This is a genomic window from Dyella sp. 333MFSha, from assembly GCF_900102405.1.
GTDB classification, from domain to species: domain Bacteria; phylum Pseudomonadota; class Gammaproteobacteria; order Xanthomonadales; family Rhodanobacteraceae; genus Luteibacter; species Luteibacter mycovicinus.
Genome location: NZ_FNBR01000002.1, coordinates 454329 through 469739 on the forward strand (window position 1 = coordinate 454329; position 15411 = coordinate 469739).

Here is a 15411-nt window from a genome sequence, read left to right on the forward strand (position 1 = left end):
CCGCAGCTTTCTGCTGATGGTGTGCGCGCTGCTGATCGCCTCCGGCATCGGGGTGGGCGTACTCGTCCTCCGTCCGCCGACGCTGCCGCCCATGGCGAGCCTCTTCGACGTGGCGGCCGCCCTGCGGAACGACGGAGCGCCGTTCGGCCAGCGCGACTTCGACGACCGGAGGCCGCCCGGCTCCGCGCCACGCGACGGCCAGGCCACGGCCATGCTGCCCGGCGACGACCGCCGCGGCCCGCCCGGCATGGACTTCATGCCGCCCAACCCCGCCGACCTCGATGTGCGCACCCAGGCCGACGCGCCCACGCCCCCGGACGGTTCCGACAGTCGCCTGTCGGCACACCTCCTTCCGCGGCTGGCGGGCCTTCTGCGCGTCGCCCAGGATGACCTTCGCGTCTATGCGGTGGACAGCGGCATGGACCGCCACCCCGGCGCGATGCGCGTCAGCATGGGCGCGGGGTCGCTGGTCGGGTGGCGACAGGCGGATGGCCGATGGCGGGTCGCCTCGGTGCCCGTGGAGCCCTTTCCTTCCATGCTTCAGCAGGAGCTGTTCCTGCTGTTCGGCGTGAGCGTGCTGGTGCTGCTGCCCTTCGCATGGTGGTTCGCCCGGGCGCTGTCGGCACCGATCCATCGTTTCGCCGAGGCGGCACAGCGTCTGGGTGCGGACACCAGCGCGCCGCCGGTGCCGCGTGAGGGACCGCCCGAGATGCGTCGTGCGGTCGATGCCTTCAACGGCATGCAGGGGCGCGTGAATCGTCTGCTCCACGAGCGCACGCACATGATCGCCGCGATCGCGCACGACCTGCGCACGCCGCTGACGCGCCTGTCGTTCCGGCTCGACGGCCTGCCCGGCCCGCTCGGCGCCAAGGTGGACGGCGACCTCCAGGAGATGAAGACGATGATCTCCGCCGCGCTCGATTTCATGCGCGACCGCTCGCTGGGCACGCAACGCCAGCCGCTGGATTTCCGGCTGCTGGTCGAGAGCGTGAGCGACGACCTGGTCGACGTGGGACATGACGTGGCGGTGTTTTCCGGGCCGCCCGTGACGCTCGACGGCGATCCGGTGGCGCTGCGCCGCGCTGTCGTCAACCTCGTCGAAAACGGGATCAAGTACGGGCAAAGGGTGCGCATGCGCCTGCGCACCGTCCGTGGCGAATGCCTGCTCGAAATCGATGACGACGGCCCGGGCATTCCCGAGGCCATGCAGCAACAGGTCTTCGCGCCGTTCTTCCGTCTGGAATCCTCGCGAAACCGCGACACCGGCGGCATCGGCCTCGGCCTCGCCACCGTCCGCGCCATCGTGCTCGATCACGGCGGCAGCATCGTGCTGCGCAACCGCAAGGAAGGCGGTCTGCGCGTAGTGGTGAGCCTGCCACAACCGTAACTTCGGGAGCCGTCCAGCCGTCCGGACGGCTGGACCATGACTTTCGACCTACGCGGCCGCACCCCGCGCCATGGTCATAATCGACCTTTACCGTCCCGGGGGTCACCATGCGTCATATCTTCCGCCTGCACACGCTGGCTGCGTGCCTTGCGCTCGCTTTCACCGCCCATGCCGCCGACAAGGCGACGACCATTCCGGACAAGGCGATCGCCGCCGCCACCGCCTTGCGCGATCGCGCGATGAGCGACGACACCGGCTACGAATTCGTGACCGGCCTGACCACGGAAGTGGGTCCCCGCGTGGCCGGCAGCGCCGCCGACGCGCGCGCCGTCGCCTGGACCGTGGCGAAGTTCAAGGCCATGGGTTTCGACAAGGTCTACACCGAGAAGGTCAGCTACCCGCTCTGGCAGCGCCGCAGCGAGCACGCAGCGGTCGTGTCGCCCTTTCCGCAGCCTCTCGCTCTGACCGCGCTGGGCTATTCCGCCGGCACCCCGCAGGGTGGCCTCACGGCCGAAGTCGTCGGCTTCGACGACCTCGATGCGTTCAGGAACGCCGACCCGGCCAGCGTGAAGGGCAAGATCGTCTACGTCTCGACGCACATGCAGCAGCAGAAGGACGGCCACGACTACGGCAAGGGCTCAGCCACGCGCACGGGCGGCCCGGTCCTGGCCGCGAAGATGGGCGCCGCCGCGTTCCTGCTGCGGTCGGCGGGCACCGATCCGCACAGCCGCACGCCGCACACGGGCGTCACCGGCTTCAAGGATCCGAAGGACGCGATCCCGGCTGCCGCGCTTTCCCTGCCCGATGCCGATCAGCTCGAGCGCATTCTGAAGGAAGGCAAGCCGGTCACGCTGAAGCTCGACCTCGATGTCGGCTTTGCGGGCACGTACGAAGGCTCCAACGTCATCGCTGAAGTCACCGGTCGCAAGCACCCGGATCAGGTCGTCGCCATCGGCGGACATCTGGATTCGTGGGATCTGGGCACCGGCGCCATCGATGACGGCGCGGGTGTGGCGATCGCCGCCGCCGCGGCAAAGCTGATCAAGGACATGCCGCAGCGCCCTGATCGCACGATCCGCGTCATCGCCTTCGCCAACGAGGAAATGGGTCTGTGGGGTGGACGCGCCTATGCCGAAGCGCATGCGAAAGACGTGGCGAAGTTTCAGCTGGGTACCGAATCCGATTTCGGCGCCGGCCGCATCTGGCGCATGAGCGCCAGCGTGAAGCCCGAAGCACGCGGCGCGATCGAGCAGATCGCCAGGGTGATCGAGCCGATCGGCGTGACGTACGACGCGGCCCGGCCCGGCGGCGGTGGATCCGACCTGTCGCAGATGCATGCCAAAGGCATGGCCGCGCTCTCGCTGACGCAGGACGGCACCGACTACTTCGATTACCACCACAACGCCAACGACACGCTGGACAAGATCGATCCGAAGGCGCTCGCGCAGAACGTGGCGGTGTACGCGACCTTTGCGTATCTGGCTGCGCAGGCGGATGGAAATTTCGGTTCGGCGGCCGGTGCGTTCGCAAAAGACGGCGCGCACGACTAAATAGGACCATGTAGGAGCGCGCCCCGCGCGCTCCTACACAGCCGGCGCTTGTCGCGCCGGCTTCCGCGACGCCAGCCGATCCTGCAACCGGTTCATGTACAGATAGATCACCGGCGTGAGATACAACGTCAGGATCTGCGACACCACCAGGCCACCGACGACAGCCAGTCCTAGAGGACGGCGCGTCTCCGCGCCCGCACCGATACCCAGCGCGATCGGCAGCGTTCCCGCGAATGCCGCCATCGTGGTCATCATGATCGGACGAAAACGCACGCGGCAGGCCTCGAAGATCGCTTCATGCGGAGCCACGCCTCTCTCGCGCTGACGTTCGAGCGCGAAGTCGATCATCATGATCGCGTTTTTCTTCACGATGCCCACCAGCATCACGATGCCCACGAAGGCGAACAAATCCAGTGACGCGCCGAAAAGCACCAGCGTGAGCAACGCGCCGACCGCGGCGGCGGGAAGACCCGAGAGAATCGTCAGCGGGTGGATGAAACTCTCATACAGGATGCCCAGCACGAGATAGATCACGAACACCGCCAGCAGCAGGAGCAATCCCATGCCCTTGACCGAATCCTGGAAGGCTTGCGCCGTGCCCTGGATGCTGCCGCTGAGCGTGCCGGGAAGATTCATCTGAGCCGTCGCGCGCTGAATGCTCTGCACCGCGTCGCTCAGCGACACACCCGGTGCGAGATTGAACGACACCGTGACCGCGGGCAGCTGGCCCTGGTGGTTCACGGTCAGCACCTGCGGCTTGCGCACGAATTGCGCGACGGTGTTCAGCGGCACGAGCTTGCCGGTGTCCGAGGTGACGTAAAGCTTCGACAGGACCGCCGGGTCGTCCTGCATGCGTCGCTCCACCTGCAGGATCACCCAGTACTGCGTGGCCGTGCCGTAAATCGTGGAGATCTGGTTCTCACCGAATGCATCGCCCAGGGCGGACTGCACCTGATCCATCGTCAGCCCGAGCGGACCCAGCTTATCGCGATTGACGGTCACCACCATCGACGGACTATTGAGGTCCAGATCGGTGGTGACATCCTGGAAACCAGGCAGCTTCTGAAATGCCGCGACCAGCTTTCCGGACCACGCATACAGCGCGCTCAGATCGGTGGACTGCACGGTGTACTGGTACTGTGCCTTCGACTGGCGCCCACCGACCTGGATCGCCGGGGGATTCTGGATGTAGGTACGGATACCCGGCACGTCGGCGAACTTGTGCCGGAGCGCCTGAATGATTTCGTCCGGCGTCGTATGCCCGCGGTCGCCGGGATCCTTCAGTCGCAGAAGCAGCGAGCCGGAATTCACCGTGGCGCGCGCACCGCCGGCGCCGACGCTCGACATCACACCCTGGATATTCGGATCGTCCTGCGCAAGCTGCGCCAGCACTTTCTGTCGCGCGGACATCGCCGCGAACGAAATATCCGTCGGCCCCTCCGTGGTGACACGTAACTGACCGCTGTCGCCCGCCGGAATGAAGTCCTTCGGCGTGACGACGAACAGGACGCCGGTGGCGACGAGACTGAGCGCGAAGACCGCCAGCACCGTGCGCGGATGGCGCATGCACCAGGCGAGCGTGCGCGTGTAGCCATCGGTCACGGCGCTGAAGCCCTTGTCGAACCAGACCACGATGACACTGCGCTTGTCGTGGTCGTGCGCCTTGACGAAACGGCTGCACAGCATGGGCGTCAGCGTGATCGAGACGAATCCGGAAATCAGGATCGACACGCTGATGACCACGGCGAACTCGTGGAAAAGACGCCCCACGATGCCGCCCATGAACATCACCGGGATGAAAACCGCCACCAGCGACAGCGTCATCGAGAAAATGGTGAAGCCGATTTCGGTCGCGCCTTTGATCGCAGCTTCGTAGGGCGTCTCGCCGAGTTCGATGTGACGCATGATGTTTTCGAGCATCACGATCGCGTCGTCCACGACGAAGCCGACGGCCAGCGTCAGCGCCAGCAACGAGAGATTGTCGAGACTGTAGCCCAGCGCGAACATCGCGCCGAACGTGCCCAGTACGGAGATGGGCAGCGCCACCGCCGGAATCAGGGTCGCCGACGCATTGCCGAGGAACAGGTAGATCACCAGCACCACGAGAATACCCGCCAGCACCAGCGTGAACTGCACGTCGTGCACGGAGTCGCGGATCGACACCGAGCGGTCGTACATCACGTCGAGCTTGACCGACGGCGGCAGCGTCTCGGAAAAACCGGGCAGCAACGCGAGGATCCGGTCGACCGTTTCGACGGTATTCGCGCCCGGTTGCCGCTGGATCGCCAGCGTGATCGCACGGACGCCGTTGAACCAGCTGGCCTTCTGGTCGTCCTGCACGCTGTCGCGCGGCACGGCGATATCGGAAAGCCGTACGGGCGCGCCATTGCGGTAAGCGACCACGATCTGCCCGTAGTCGGCGGCACGCATCAACTGGCCGTCCGAACGAATGGACAGCAACTGGCGACTTCCGTTGAGCGAGCCGGTAGCCTTGTTGACGTTGGCCGCGGCGATGGCGGTGGACATCTGATCGACGCCGATACCGGTGGCCGCCAGACGATCGGGATCGACGGCGATGCGCACCGCGTACTTCTGCGAACCGTAGACGTTGACCTGGGCCACGCCGTCGACCATCGACAGGCGCTGCGCGAGTTCGGTCTCGGCGTAGTCGTCGACCGTCGACAGCGGCAAGGTCGACGACTGCATGGTGAGGAACAGAATGGGCGCGTCGGCCGGATTCACCTTGCGGTAGGTGGGTGGCGTCGGCATGTCCTGCGGCAACTGGCGCTGCGCCGCGGAGATCGCCGCCTGCACGTCCTGAGCCGCGCCGTCGATGCTGCGGTCGAGGGCGAAGGTCACGGTGATCGTGGTCGAGCCCAGCGAACTGGACGAGCTCATCGAGTCGATGCCGGCGACCGTGGACAGCTGCGCCTCCAGCGGTGTCGCGACGGACGAGGCCATCGTCTCGGGCGACGCGCCCGGCAGGCTCGCGCTGATATTGATCGTCGGGAAGTCGACGTTCGGCAGTTCGTTCACCGGCAGCTTCGGGTACGCGACGATGCCGAAGATCACCAGCGCCGCCATCAGCAGCGTGGTCATGACGGGACGACGGATACAGAGCTCCGGCAGGTTCATCGCACTCGCGCACCGTCGACGAGCAACAGCTGACCTTCGGTGACGACGCGTTCGCCCGCCTGCAGGCCCTTGTCCACGACGACCCGGTCGGCGGTCGTCGCACCCGTCGTGATGGGCCTCTGTTCCACGGTCTTGTCGGCCTTGACCACGAAGACGAAGGTGCCTGCGGATGAACTCTGCAACGCGATCACCGGGATGCTGACGGCATCGGTCAGCCGCGTCGTCGGCAGGGTCACTTCAGCGAACTGGCCCGCGGTGAGGCGGCCGTCCGCATTCGCGAAACGCGCTTTCAGGACGATCGTGCCGGTCGTGACATCGACGGCGTTGTCGATGAACTCCAGTTCGCCCTTCAGCGGTCCACCGGTGTCGCCGGGGATTTTCGCCTGGACGGGGAGCGCGCCGCGACGCGCGCTGTTGCGCACCGCGGCCAGACTGTCCTCGGGAATCGCGAAGGCGATACGGATGGGATCGACCTGATTGAGCACCACGATATCGGTCGTGTCGGCGGTAAGCGTCGCCCCCGGATAGGCCAGAGGCGCACCGGTGACACCATCGAAGGGCGCGGAGATCGTGGTGAAGTCGAGCTGCGTCTGCGCGGCACGCGCCGCGGCACGATCGCTGACGAGGGCGGCGCGGGCCACACCGAGGTTGGCCTTGTACAGATCGAAATCCGCGCGACTGACGAAGCCTTTGCCGAGCATGTTCTGGTAACGCCCGAGGTCCGCCTCGGCCTTGGCCAGCTGAGCCTCGTCGCTGGCCACCTTGCCCTGGGCTTCGTCGAGCGCGGCCTTGAGCGGACGCGGATCGACCCGGGCAAGGAGATCGCCCTTTTTCACGTGGGTGCCGGGCGTGAAAGCCAGCGTATCGAGCTGACCGCTGACGCGGGAACGCACGTTGACCGTCGAATACGCCTCAGCCCTGCCGATGATCTTGAGCGGCAGATCGATCTCGCCGCGCTGCGCGACGGCTGTGGTGACCGGCGTACCCGCCGATGCCTGCTTGCCGTTGAGCGATTTCGGGGCCTCCTTGCCGCCCGTCTCGTGACGCCATACGCCCACACCGGCCGCGGCGAGGGCCACCAGGCCGATGATGAGAACGAGTTTCTTCCCTGGGGATCGCTGCATGAGGACTCCGGCCGGAACCCTCAGGCTCCGGTCGCCGCGCTCGATGACGCGGACATGGTTTTTTTTCGGGTGGGCTATCCGTAAAAGCTAACGCATATCCGGCGCCGAGGTTGACCCCGCGCTCAGAGTTCCTCGCCGGGACCATCGAGGCCCTGGAGGTTTTCCTTCATGCGGTCCATGACGGCCAGCATGACCTGGAGGTCGTCGGGCGAGATGCCCTGCGTCGCATCCCGGCGCAGGCCGCGTGCGATGTCTTCCATGTCGTCGATCACCCCGCGGGCCTGCTCCGTATCGTGCAGGCGCCAGGCGCGGCGATCCTTGGGATCGGCGCGACGTTCCACGAAACCGGCGGCCTGAAGGCGGTCGATGACCCTGCCTACGGCGATCGGCTCCATATCGAGCTGCTCCGCCAGTTCGTTCTGGCGCATGCCTGGCCGGCGATGAAGCGCCTTCAGGGCACGCCACTGCGCGCGCGTCAGCCCAAAGCGCACGGCCCGCCGATCGAAGTGCTTGCGGAAGAGCAAGGTCACGTCGTTGATGAGATAGGCGAACGAGATGTCTTCAACTTTGAGCGAGTCGGCCATAACCTTCTGAAACAATACAGAACTGACAAGGCGCCATCGTAGCCAATTGCGGGCGTGCCGTCACAAGGAGTTGAGCCATGAGCTTCACGATTCGCGAAGGCGACATCACGACGCTGGCCGTCGACGCCATCGTCAACGCGGCGAACGAATCCCTCCTGGGCGGAGGGGGCGTGGACGGCGCGATCCACCGTGGCGCGGGGCCGCGATTGCTGGCGACCTGCCGTGCGCTCCCCGAAAGCCCGCGAGGCGTTCGCTGCCCCACCGGCGAAGCGCGGATCACGCCGGGGTTCGACCTGCCCGCGCGCTTCGTGATTCATACCGTGGGACCGGTCTGGCACGGCGGCACACGCGGCGAAGCCGGGCTGCTGGCGGCCTGCTACCGCGCCAGCCTGGCCCTGGCGAAGGAGCACGGCATCGACTCCATCGCCTTTCCCGCCATCAGCGCGGGGGTCTACGGTTACCCGCCCGAGGCGGCCGCCCGGGTCGCCGTCGACACCCTGCGCGGCGCGCCGTGGAGGCCTGCGCAGGTAATCTTCTGCACGTTCGGTGCCGCGATGACGCGCGCGTACGAGACGGCGCTCAACCCCTAGCGAGGGTAGAGCGGCGGCAGGCCCGGCGTGTCACCGGCGCCGCCGACGGATTTCCAGACGAAGCCCTTGGCGAACGCCGTCCGCAAGGCGCTCCGGTCGAGCGTGCCGCCAGCGAAGCGTGCGCGCTGCAGACCGGCGATCGCGACCGGCTGCGAACCCGGGGCCAGAGCGGTCGACAGCGCACCCAGTGAGCGTATCGATGGCTGCACCGCGCGCGCCCAGATAAGCAGGTTGCGCTCGATGGCGGCAGGCTCGTCGGCGTCGACACTCTTGAGAAAAACCTCACGCGCCGGACCTTCGCGGGTCGCCGGTGCTGTCGCCTCCGCCGGTCTCGCGGCCGCGATGACCCCACCGCGTCGGCGCAGGATCACCCAGATACCGACGGTGACCAGCCACAAGGCGAGCGCGCCGAAGAACAGCCATCGCCACGGCAAGCCGGCTTCGACAACCGTAGAGCCCGCCGCTGACGAAGCGTCCGGCCGGACCGTCTGCGCGACCGGCGTGGTTCCGGCGGCGGCCACCGCCGCGCCGCTGGCGGGTGCGACCTCGATGTCGCGTGCCGGCAATGTCGCCACTTCGGCCTTGTCGGTCACCACGTTCCACCAGTGCAGCGTCGTCTCGGGAATATGCAGGGTTCCCGGACGCGTTGGCACCACGGCGAAGCCCTGCTGCCGGTGGCCCGTGATCCACGGCCCGCTGACGCCGCCACCGGTAACCGCCTTGTCGGGATAGACGTCCGCGCCGTCGAGCGTCGGCAGCGACAGCGCCGGCAGCGCCTCGAACGGCATGCCCGTCGCATCGAGCCGCATGGTCAGCGTCAGCGGTTGACCGACGCGGGCCTTGCCATCGGGTGGCACACCGTCGAGGGCGAGTTTGAGTTCGCGGGCGGGTATCCACGCACCGCTGGCCGCAGCGGTCGGACGCGCACGCACCTGGATGCTGCTGGGCTCGGCCACGGCATTGACGGGCGAACCCGCGCCGAAGAACGCATTGGCGTCCGTGGGATCCACCGCCGTGCCCTGAAAGGCTGGCGGCTGGATGGACAGCGCCCCGGCGCGCTGGGGAAAAATGGCGTAGTGACGCTCGACCACGTTGAACCGCCGGCCCCCGCGAACGGTCTGGAAGTTCGCGTCCTGCCCCACACGGCGGACCTCGGCCCCTTCCGCCGACGGATCGCCGAGCTGTCCATCCGCCAGATTGACGGCGAAGTACAGGCGCAGCGTGTAATCGATCTGCTGACCGACATACACCTGCGCGGGATCCGCCTTGCCCTCGAGAACGACGGACTTCTCCGCCGGTACCGCGCCGGTATCGGCGGAGGCGCTGACCTCCACCGAGAGGGGCTGTGTCCGCTGCCCCCCGATGACCAGCGACGGGATGGTCAGACGACCTTCGCGACGCGGTCGCAACGCGACGCCAAGCACGGTATGCGCCTCACGGCGCCCGTTGATGATGCTGAGGTTATGGCTGGTGGATGTGCCGAGAACCACGAAGTCCTGCATCAGTGGCGCGAGGTCCGGCGACGGGTCGGCGTCGTCGGCGCCTTCGATGTTCAGGGTGACGGTTTCGCCCGCGCCGATCGTCGTTCGGTCGAGCGAGGCCGTTGGCCCGCTGGCTTGTGCCAGGACGACGACGGGCACGCACATCAGAAAGAAGGCGAGGATTACGCGACGCATCGTCATTCCTCCGGCTCCGTCCCATGACGACGCTGATACTCGAGCATGAACTTTCTCCGCAACAAACCGCCCGGATCGTCCGGCACGCGAAGCAGCGCGCGCTGCACGTCGGGCGGCAATTTCGACGCGGCATCGCTGGCGGACAATGCGCCCAGATCGTGCCCCTTGCCGTCGTCCTTCGCATCCGGCTGCCCCGCCTTACCGGCGAGCGCCTGATCCATCTTTTCCTTGAGCGCCGCCTGGGCGCGATCGGCCTGCGCCTGCTCGGCGGCGGACTTGGCTGTGGCGTCGCCCTGCGGCGCCTGCCCCTTGCCGTCGTCCTTCGCCTTGTCGCCGCCCTCGCCTTCGCCTGCCTTGTCCTGCGCGCCCTTGTCGGACGCATCCTCGCCTTTTCCATCGGCGCCCGACGGCTGCCCGCTCTGGCCGTCCTGTTTATCTTTGCCGTCCTGCTGCCCGGACGACTGGCCCTTGTCCTGCTGCCCCGACTGGCCGTGCTGATCCTTGTCGCCGTTCTTCGCGTCCTGCTTGCCGCCCTTGTCCTGCTGCTGCTTCGAACCGTCTTTCTGCTGCTTCAGATAATCCGCGACCGCCTTGCGATTGGCGATCGCGTCCTCGTCATGCGGATCGATGCGCAGCGCACGGTCGTAGGCGGCAATCGCATCCTCGTAGCGCTGCTGTTTCGCCAGCGCGTTGCCGAGGTTGTACTGCGAATCGCCGTCCTTGCCTGACTTGAGCGCCGCCTCCGCCGTCGCGAAGTCCCCGGCCTTATACGCCGCCACACCACGCAGGGCAGGATCGCGTGCAAGCGCCTGGGCGCGCTTTGCATCGCCTTCGCGCAGGGCCTGCGCCGCCTGCTGATCGCGCGTGCGGAAGGCATCGGCGACGCCATCCGCATGAGCGGGCGGCGACCATGGCAGACAGGCCATCGCCAGAACGAGCAACCAGCCACGACGGAACGCCAGCGCCACCAGCAGAAGCACGGGCAGGAGCAGCCACGGTCCGCGATCCTGCCACTCACCTGCCTTCGCGCCGGAAACGGCCTTCCCGTCACCGTCGCCGCTGAGAAAAGCCCGGAGCGCCGCGACGTCGGAGCCGCCATCCGCCACGGGAACGAAGCGGCCGCCGCCCGCGGATGCCACGGCGGACAGGGACGCGTCGTCACGGGCAGCCAGCGCGATATCGCCGCGATCGTCCTTCAGGAAACCCCCGTCCCCGGTCGGCACGGGACCGCCACGCGTCGTACCGACGCCGAGCACCGACACGGTTGCGCCGGCCGCGCGCGCGCGGCGCGCTGCCGACGCGGCGGATGCATCGGCGCGATCCGTGACGAGAACGATCGACCCGCCACGCAGATCCGCGTGACGGATGAGGTCCGCCGCCATGTCGATCGCCTTGCCCGGATCATCGCCGGTCACCGGCATGGTGTCGGGCGACAACGCCGTGAGCAGATCGTCCACGCTGTGCGCATCCGTGGTCAGCGGCGCCACGATGAATGCCTCGCCCGTGTACGCGATCAGCGCGTTCATGCCGTCCTTGTTCGCGGCATACAGTTCGCGGATCTTGTAACGCACGCGGCTGAGGCGATCCGGAACGATATCCTTCGCGAGCATGTCCGGTGACATCGATACCACGACGACCTGCCCGGCTCGCTCGGCGAACAGCGGCTGCGACTGGCGATCCCATGTGGGCCCCGCCAGCGCGAGCACGGCGAGCGACGATGCCGCGACCACCGCCGCGACCGGCGCGCGCGATGCCGCGGGCTTGCCGTCGAGCAGATACGGAAGCAAGGCGGGGTCCGCGATCCGGGACAAGGCGCGGGACTCTCCCGAGCGACGCCCCACGATCCACCCGATGACGGGCACGAGGATCAGCAACCACAGCCAGCGTGGTTCGAGGAAATGAAAGTCGGCGATCCAGGTGCTCATGCGCGCACTCTCCCACCCAGATAACGAGGCAGCGCGGCCAACGCGAGCAAACCCAGCGCGACGACGAGAGGCCAGCGAAACAGTTCGACATGCGGGCGCAGGGCGGCGCCCTGCTGCGGCACCGGCTCGAGCGCGTCGATGGCACGATAGGCGTTCGCCAGTTCATCCGTATCCGTCGCGCGGAAGAACCGCCCACCGGTCTGGTTGGCGATGTCGGTCAGCATGCCTACGTCCAGGTCGGCCGACGGATTGACCGTGCGGCTGCCGAAAAAGTCGGGCACGCGCATCGCGGTGGCACCGATGCCGATCGTATAGACACGAACGCCTGCGGCCTTCGCCGCGCGTGCCGCTTCGCGCGGCGCGATCGACCCCGCGTTGTTCACGCCATCGGTCAGCAGGACGACGACGCGCGCCTGCTCGGGCATGTCGGCGAGACGCTTTACGGCGACAGCCAGCGCATCGCCGATGGCGGTTTCCCGTCCCGGCAGGCCGACGACGGCGCCATGCAACTGCGCACGCACCGCGTCGAGATCGTACGTCAGCGGCGTCACCAGGTACGCCTGCGATCCGAACAGGATGAGCCCCAGCTCATCGCCCGCACGTCGGTCGATGAAATCGCCCGCGATCGCTTCGACCGCGGCGAAACGCGTCACCGTGCGTCCTGCCAGGCGCATGTCGTCGAGCGCCATGCTGCCCGAGAGATCGACGGCGAGCATCGTCGCACGCCCGCTGCGCTGCTGCGGCTCCGGCGGGCCGAGTCGCTGCGGCCGTGCCGCCGCGGTGACGAGACAGAGCCACGCCAGCGCCAGCAACAACGTCGATGCGAATGGCGCCCGCATCCGGGCCGCCTGCATCAACGTCAGGCCGGGCTGTGGAAGATTCATTGCCTGCGCTGGCTTCACCGGTCGCAGGACGCGACGCAGGAGCCACGGCAGTGGCAGCGCGAGGAACACCCAGGGCCACGCGAAATCAGGCACCGACATGCGTCTTCGCCCTCCCCGCATGCGGACGCTGCGCGTCGCGACGCATCGCCTGGCGGACCCAGGCCTCGGCGTCGCGAGCCACGACGGATGCGTCGAGCGATACCGCGGGGCGGTACAAGGCGACATCGAGCTCGGCGATGCGCGTGACATCCTGCCGGGGCGCCATCGACGCCAGCGCATCACGCCACGCGGCGCCGCGCAGGGTCACGCTTCGTGGATCGCGCGTGCGCGCCACGCGCCTGATCAGCTGACTGACCGTCGTCGCGAACGCCGCGGCGTCGCCGTCCTGCGCATGCCGCCGCGATGCGTCACGCAGTTCCTGCAACGTGCCGTCGACGTACCGATGCCACGCGGCACGTCTGCGCCAGGCCAGGATCACCACCGCCGCCACGATCAGCAGCAGTGCGGCCAGCACCCACCAGCCCGGTGCCAAAGGCCACCATGCGGAGACGTGCGGCACGTGAACATCGCGCAAGCGGGGTCCCTGATCCGGCATCAGCGCGCCCTCCTCGTACCCAGCAACGCGGTGACCGCGTCGAGCGGATCGTCGGTGGTGTCGATCGTGCGCACGCGCAGGCCAAGACCGCCCGCCAGCGCGGTCAGTCTGCGCTGCCCTTCGCCGAGGCCGCGGGCGAACTCTTCGCGCTGTCGATCGCCCTGAAGCGCGATGTCGTAATGCGTACCGCGATAAGCGAAGGGGTAGCGACCGGCGGGCGGTTCGCTGAGCTCCAGCGGATCGGCGACGCCCAGCACCGAGACTTCAGCCTTGCCGACCAGCCCGAGCATGCGGCCACGTGCGGCCTCGTCCACGGCGAATCCGTCGCTGATCAACAGAACGCGTGACGCACCGTGCATCAATCGTCCCGCCCGCTGCAGCGCGGAAGACAGCGACTCATCGCCATCCGCGGGGAGCGCATCCCATGCGGCGATCGCACCGAGCACCGTCAGCGCGCCACGCGCTCCGCCCTGAGGCCTGACGACCTGACGTTGTCCGCCAAAGGCAAGCACGCCCACGCGCTCCGTGCCGCGCAGTGCGTACCAGGCGGCTGTCGCCGCCGCTCGCGCGGCCTGCACGGACTTGAAGCGCGTGCGCGTTCCAAAACGCATGCTTGCGTTCATGTCGAGCAGGATCAGCAGGCGTCCCTCGCGCTCTTCCTGAAAGAGTTTGGTATGCGCGACACCGCTGCGCGCCGTCAGGCGCCAGTCCATGCGGCGTACATCGTCACCGGCCTGGTAGACGCGGGATTCGGCGTAGTCCATGCCCCGGCCATGCAGCCGCGCGGGGCGCTGGCCATGTCGCGGAGCGCGCGATACAACCCGGGGAGCAGGTGCACGCGCGACGCGGGAGCGCAGGGCGATGAGTTCCGGGAGCGAGACGTGGACGCGCCCTTCGACGTCGGTGACAGCGGCATTCACGGCAGCGGCACGAGGTCCAGCAGGCGATCGATCACCGTATCCACGCGCACGCCTTCCGCTTCGGCCTCGTAGCTCGGCAAGACGCGATGGCGAAGCACCTCGTGGGCGATCGCATGGATATCCTCCGGGAGGACATAGTCGCGACCGGCGAGCCACGCGTGCGCGCGCGCACAGCGGTCCAGCGCGATGGTGGCGCGCGGGCTGGCACCCCAGGCGATCCAGCGCGCCAGCTCCGCACCGTATTTGCCGGCCTCGCGCGTGGCGACGACCAGCTGCGTGATGTAGAGCTCCAGCGGCGCCGCCATGTGTACCGAGAGCACCGCGTCGCGCGCGGCGAAGACGTCCGCCGGGCGCAGCATGTGTGCCGGTGGCGGCGCCGGGTGCATGACCTCGCGGGCCTGCTGCCGAGCAAGACGGAGAATGGCGAGTTCCGCCTCGGCGTCCGGATAGCCGATGGTCACGTGCATCAGGAAACGGTCGAGCTGGGCTTCGGGCAGTGCGAACGTCCCCTCCTGCTCGATCGGGTTCTGGGTGGCCATCACCATGAAAAGGTCAGGCAGCGGCCAGGTGCGGCGGCCGATGGTGATCTGCCGTTCGGCCATCGCCTCGAGCAGCGCGGACTGGACTTTCGCCGGTGCGCGATTGATCTCGTCGGCAAGCACGATGTTATGGAACAGCGGCCCGCGTTCGAATTCGAACGTGCCGGTCTGCGACCGGAAGATATCGGTGCCGGTCAGGTCGGCGGGCAACAGGTCGGGCGTGAACTGGATGCGGTGGAAGTCGGCTTCCACGCGCGTCGCCAGCGCCTTGATGGCCGTCGTCTTGGCCAGACCGGGCGCGCCTTCGACCAGCAGGTGCCCGTCGGCCAGCAGGGCGATGAGCAGGCATTCGACCAGGTGAGGTTGCCCGATGATGCCCCGGGTCAGTTCCTCGCGCAGGCGGACGAAGGCCTCCTGGAGCGGGGTCGTGGCGGCTGGCGTCTCGGACATCGGGGGCTCTCGTGTCGGTGGAAGTCCCCGATGAGACCACAGCGAGGCCGGG

The 15411-nt window shown here is 67.8% G+C and carries 12 protein-coding genes; 3 read left to right on the forward strand and 9 right to left on the reverse strand.

Translation table 11 applies throughout. The features are described 5' to 3' along the window. Positions 1 to 16 precede the first annotated feature (16 nt). On the forward strand, positions 17 to 1387 hold the full coding sequence (locus tag BLT40_RS09390; protein WP_052191523.1) for an ATP-binding protein: 1371 nt from the start codon (positions 17 to 19) through the stop codon (positions 1385 to 1387). Between the two features lie 107 nt (positions 1388 to 1494). Further along, on the forward strand, positions 1495 to 2937 hold the full coding sequence (locus BLT40_RS09395; RefSeq protein ID WP_043696059.1) for a M20/M25/M40 family metallo-hydrolase: 1443 nt from the start codon (positions 1495 to 1497) through the stop codon (positions 2935 to 2937). Between the two features lie 33 nt (positions 2938 to 2970). On the opposite strand, the gene BLT40_RS09400 is transcribed toward BLT40_RS09395, so the two are convergent. From BLT40_RS09400 to BLT40_RS09410, 3 genes are all read right to left on the reverse strand, one after another. Beyond that, entirely contained in the window at positions 2971 to 6072 is a 3102-nt protein-coding gene (locus BLT40_RS09400) for an efflux RND transporter permease subunit (RefSeq protein WP_090352753.1), read from the reverse strand. Continuing rightward, positions 6069 to 7196: an efflux RND transporter periplasmic adaptor subunit gene (locus BLT40_RS09405; RefSeq protein ID WP_090352754.1), complete on the reverse strand. Its 1128-nt coding sequence runs from the start codon at positions 7194 to 7196 to the stop codon at positions 6069 to 6071. The genes BLT40_RS09400 and BLT40_RS09405 overlap by 4 nt, the downstream gene beginning before the upstream one ends. Positions 7197 to 7318: 122 nt before the next feature. After that, positions 7319 to 7780 carry a MarR family winged helix-turn-helix transcriptional regulator gene (locus tag BLT40_RS09410; RefSeq protein WP_036110181.1) on the reverse strand — a complete coding sequence of 154 codons (462 nt, stop codon included), beginning with the start codon at positions 7778 to 7780 and terminating at the stop codon, positions 7319 to 7321. A 77-nt stretch (positions 7781 to 7857) separates the two neighbouring features. Between BLT40_RS09410 and BLT40_RS09415 the strand changes: the two genes are divergently transcribed. Continuing rightward, on the forward strand, positions 7858 to 8370 hold the full coding sequence (locus BLT40_RS09415) for an O-acetyl-ADP-ribose deacetylase (RefSeq protein ID WP_090352755.1): 513 nt from the start codon (positions 7858 to 7860) through the stop codon (positions 8368 to 8370). On the opposite strand, the gene BLT40_RS09420 is transcribed toward BLT40_RS09415, so the two are convergent. The 6 genes from BLT40_RS09420 to BLT40_RS09445 form a co-directional block, all read right to left on the reverse strand. Further along, positions 8367 to 10046 (reverse strand): BatD family protein, encoded by a 1680-nt coding sequence (locus BLT40_RS09420; protein ID WP_176809137.1) that lies wholly within the window; start codon positions 10044 to 10046, stop codon positions 8367 to 8369. The genes BLT40_RS09415 and BLT40_RS09420 overlap by 4 nt on opposite strands. A 2-nt stretch (positions 10047 to 10048) precedes the next feature. Continuing rightward, complete coding sequence (locus BLT40_RS09425; RefSeq protein ID WP_090352757.1) at positions 10049 to 11971, reverse strand: tetratricopeptide repeat protein; 1923 nt, start codon at positions 11969 to 11971, stop codon at positions 10049 to 10051. Further along, on the reverse strand, positions 11968 to 12948 hold the full coding sequence (locus BLT40_RS09430) for a VWA domain-containing protein (protein WP_043698355.1): 981 nt from the start codon (positions 12946 to 12948) through the stop codon (positions 11968 to 11970). The genes BLT40_RS09425 and BLT40_RS09430 overlap by 4 nt, the downstream gene beginning before the upstream one ends. After that, positions 12941 to 13429 (reverse strand): DUF4381 domain-containing protein, encoded by a 489-nt coding sequence (locus tag BLT40_RS09435; protein WP_176809138.1) that lies wholly within the window; start codon positions 13427 to 13429, stop codon positions 12941 to 12943. The genes BLT40_RS09430 and BLT40_RS09435 overlap by 8 nt, the downstream gene beginning before the upstream one ends. 20 nt (positions 13430 to 13449) lie before the next feature. Further along, the gene (locus tag BLT40_RS09440) at positions 13450 to 14214 is read right to left on the reverse strand and encodes a DUF58 domain-containing protein (protein WP_255363983.1); all 765 of its coding nucleotides are present in this window, start codon (positions 14212 to 14214) and stop codon (positions 13450 to 13452) included. 152 nt (positions 14215 to 14366) lie between these two features. Next, positions 14367 to 15359, reverse strand: a complete 993-nt coding sequence (locus tag BLT40_RS09445; RefSeq protein WP_036110165.1) for an AAA family ATPase — start codon at positions 15357 to 15359, stop codon at positions 14367 to 14369. Between the last annotated feature and the right edge of the window lie 52 nt (positions 15360 to 15411).

Excerpts from the sequence above, each read along its gene's own strand:
- BLT40_RS09390 (WP_052191523.1), top strand. The coding sequence starts at position 17 with ATGGTGTGCGCGCTGCTGATCGCCTCCGGCATCGGGGTGGGCGTACTC.
- BLT40_RS09395 (WP_043696059.1), top strand. The coding sequence starts at position 1,495 with ATGCGTCATATCTTCCGCCTGCACACGCTGGCTGCGTGCCTTGCGCTC.
- BLT40_RS09400 (WP_090352753.1), bottom strand. The coding sequence starts at position 6,072 with ATGAACCTGCCGGAGCTCTGTATCCGTCGTCCCGTCATGACCACGCTG.
- BLT40_RS09405 (WP_090352754.1), bottom strand. The coding sequence starts at position 7,196 with ATGCAGCGATCCCCAGGGAAGAAACTCGTTCTCATCATCGGCCTGGTG.
- BLT40_RS09410 (WP_036110181.1), bottom strand. The coding sequence starts at position 7,780 with ATGGCCGACTCGCTCAAAGTTGAAGACATCTCGTTCGCCTATCTCATC.
- BLT40_RS09415 (WP_090352755.1), top strand. The coding sequence starts at position 7,858 with ATGAGCTTCACGATTCGCGAAGGCGACATCACGACGCTGGCCGTCGAC.
- BLT40_RS09420 (WP_176809137.1), bottom strand. The coding sequence starts at position 10,046 with ATGCGTCGCGTAATCCTCGCCTTCTTTCTGATGTGCGTGCCCGTCGTC.
- BLT40_RS09425 (WP_090352757.1), bottom strand. The coding sequence starts at position 11,971 with ATGAGCACCTGGATCGCCGACTTTCATTTCCTCGAACCACGCTGGCTG.
- BLT40_RS09440 (WP_255363983.1), bottom strand. The coding sequence starts at position 14,214 with ATGGACTACGCCGAATCCCGCGTCTACCAGGCCGGTGACGATGTACGC.
- BLT40_RS09445 (WP_036110165.1), bottom strand. The coding sequence starts at position 15,359 with ATGTCCGAGACGCCAGCCGCCACGACCCCGCTCCAGGAGGCCTTCGTC.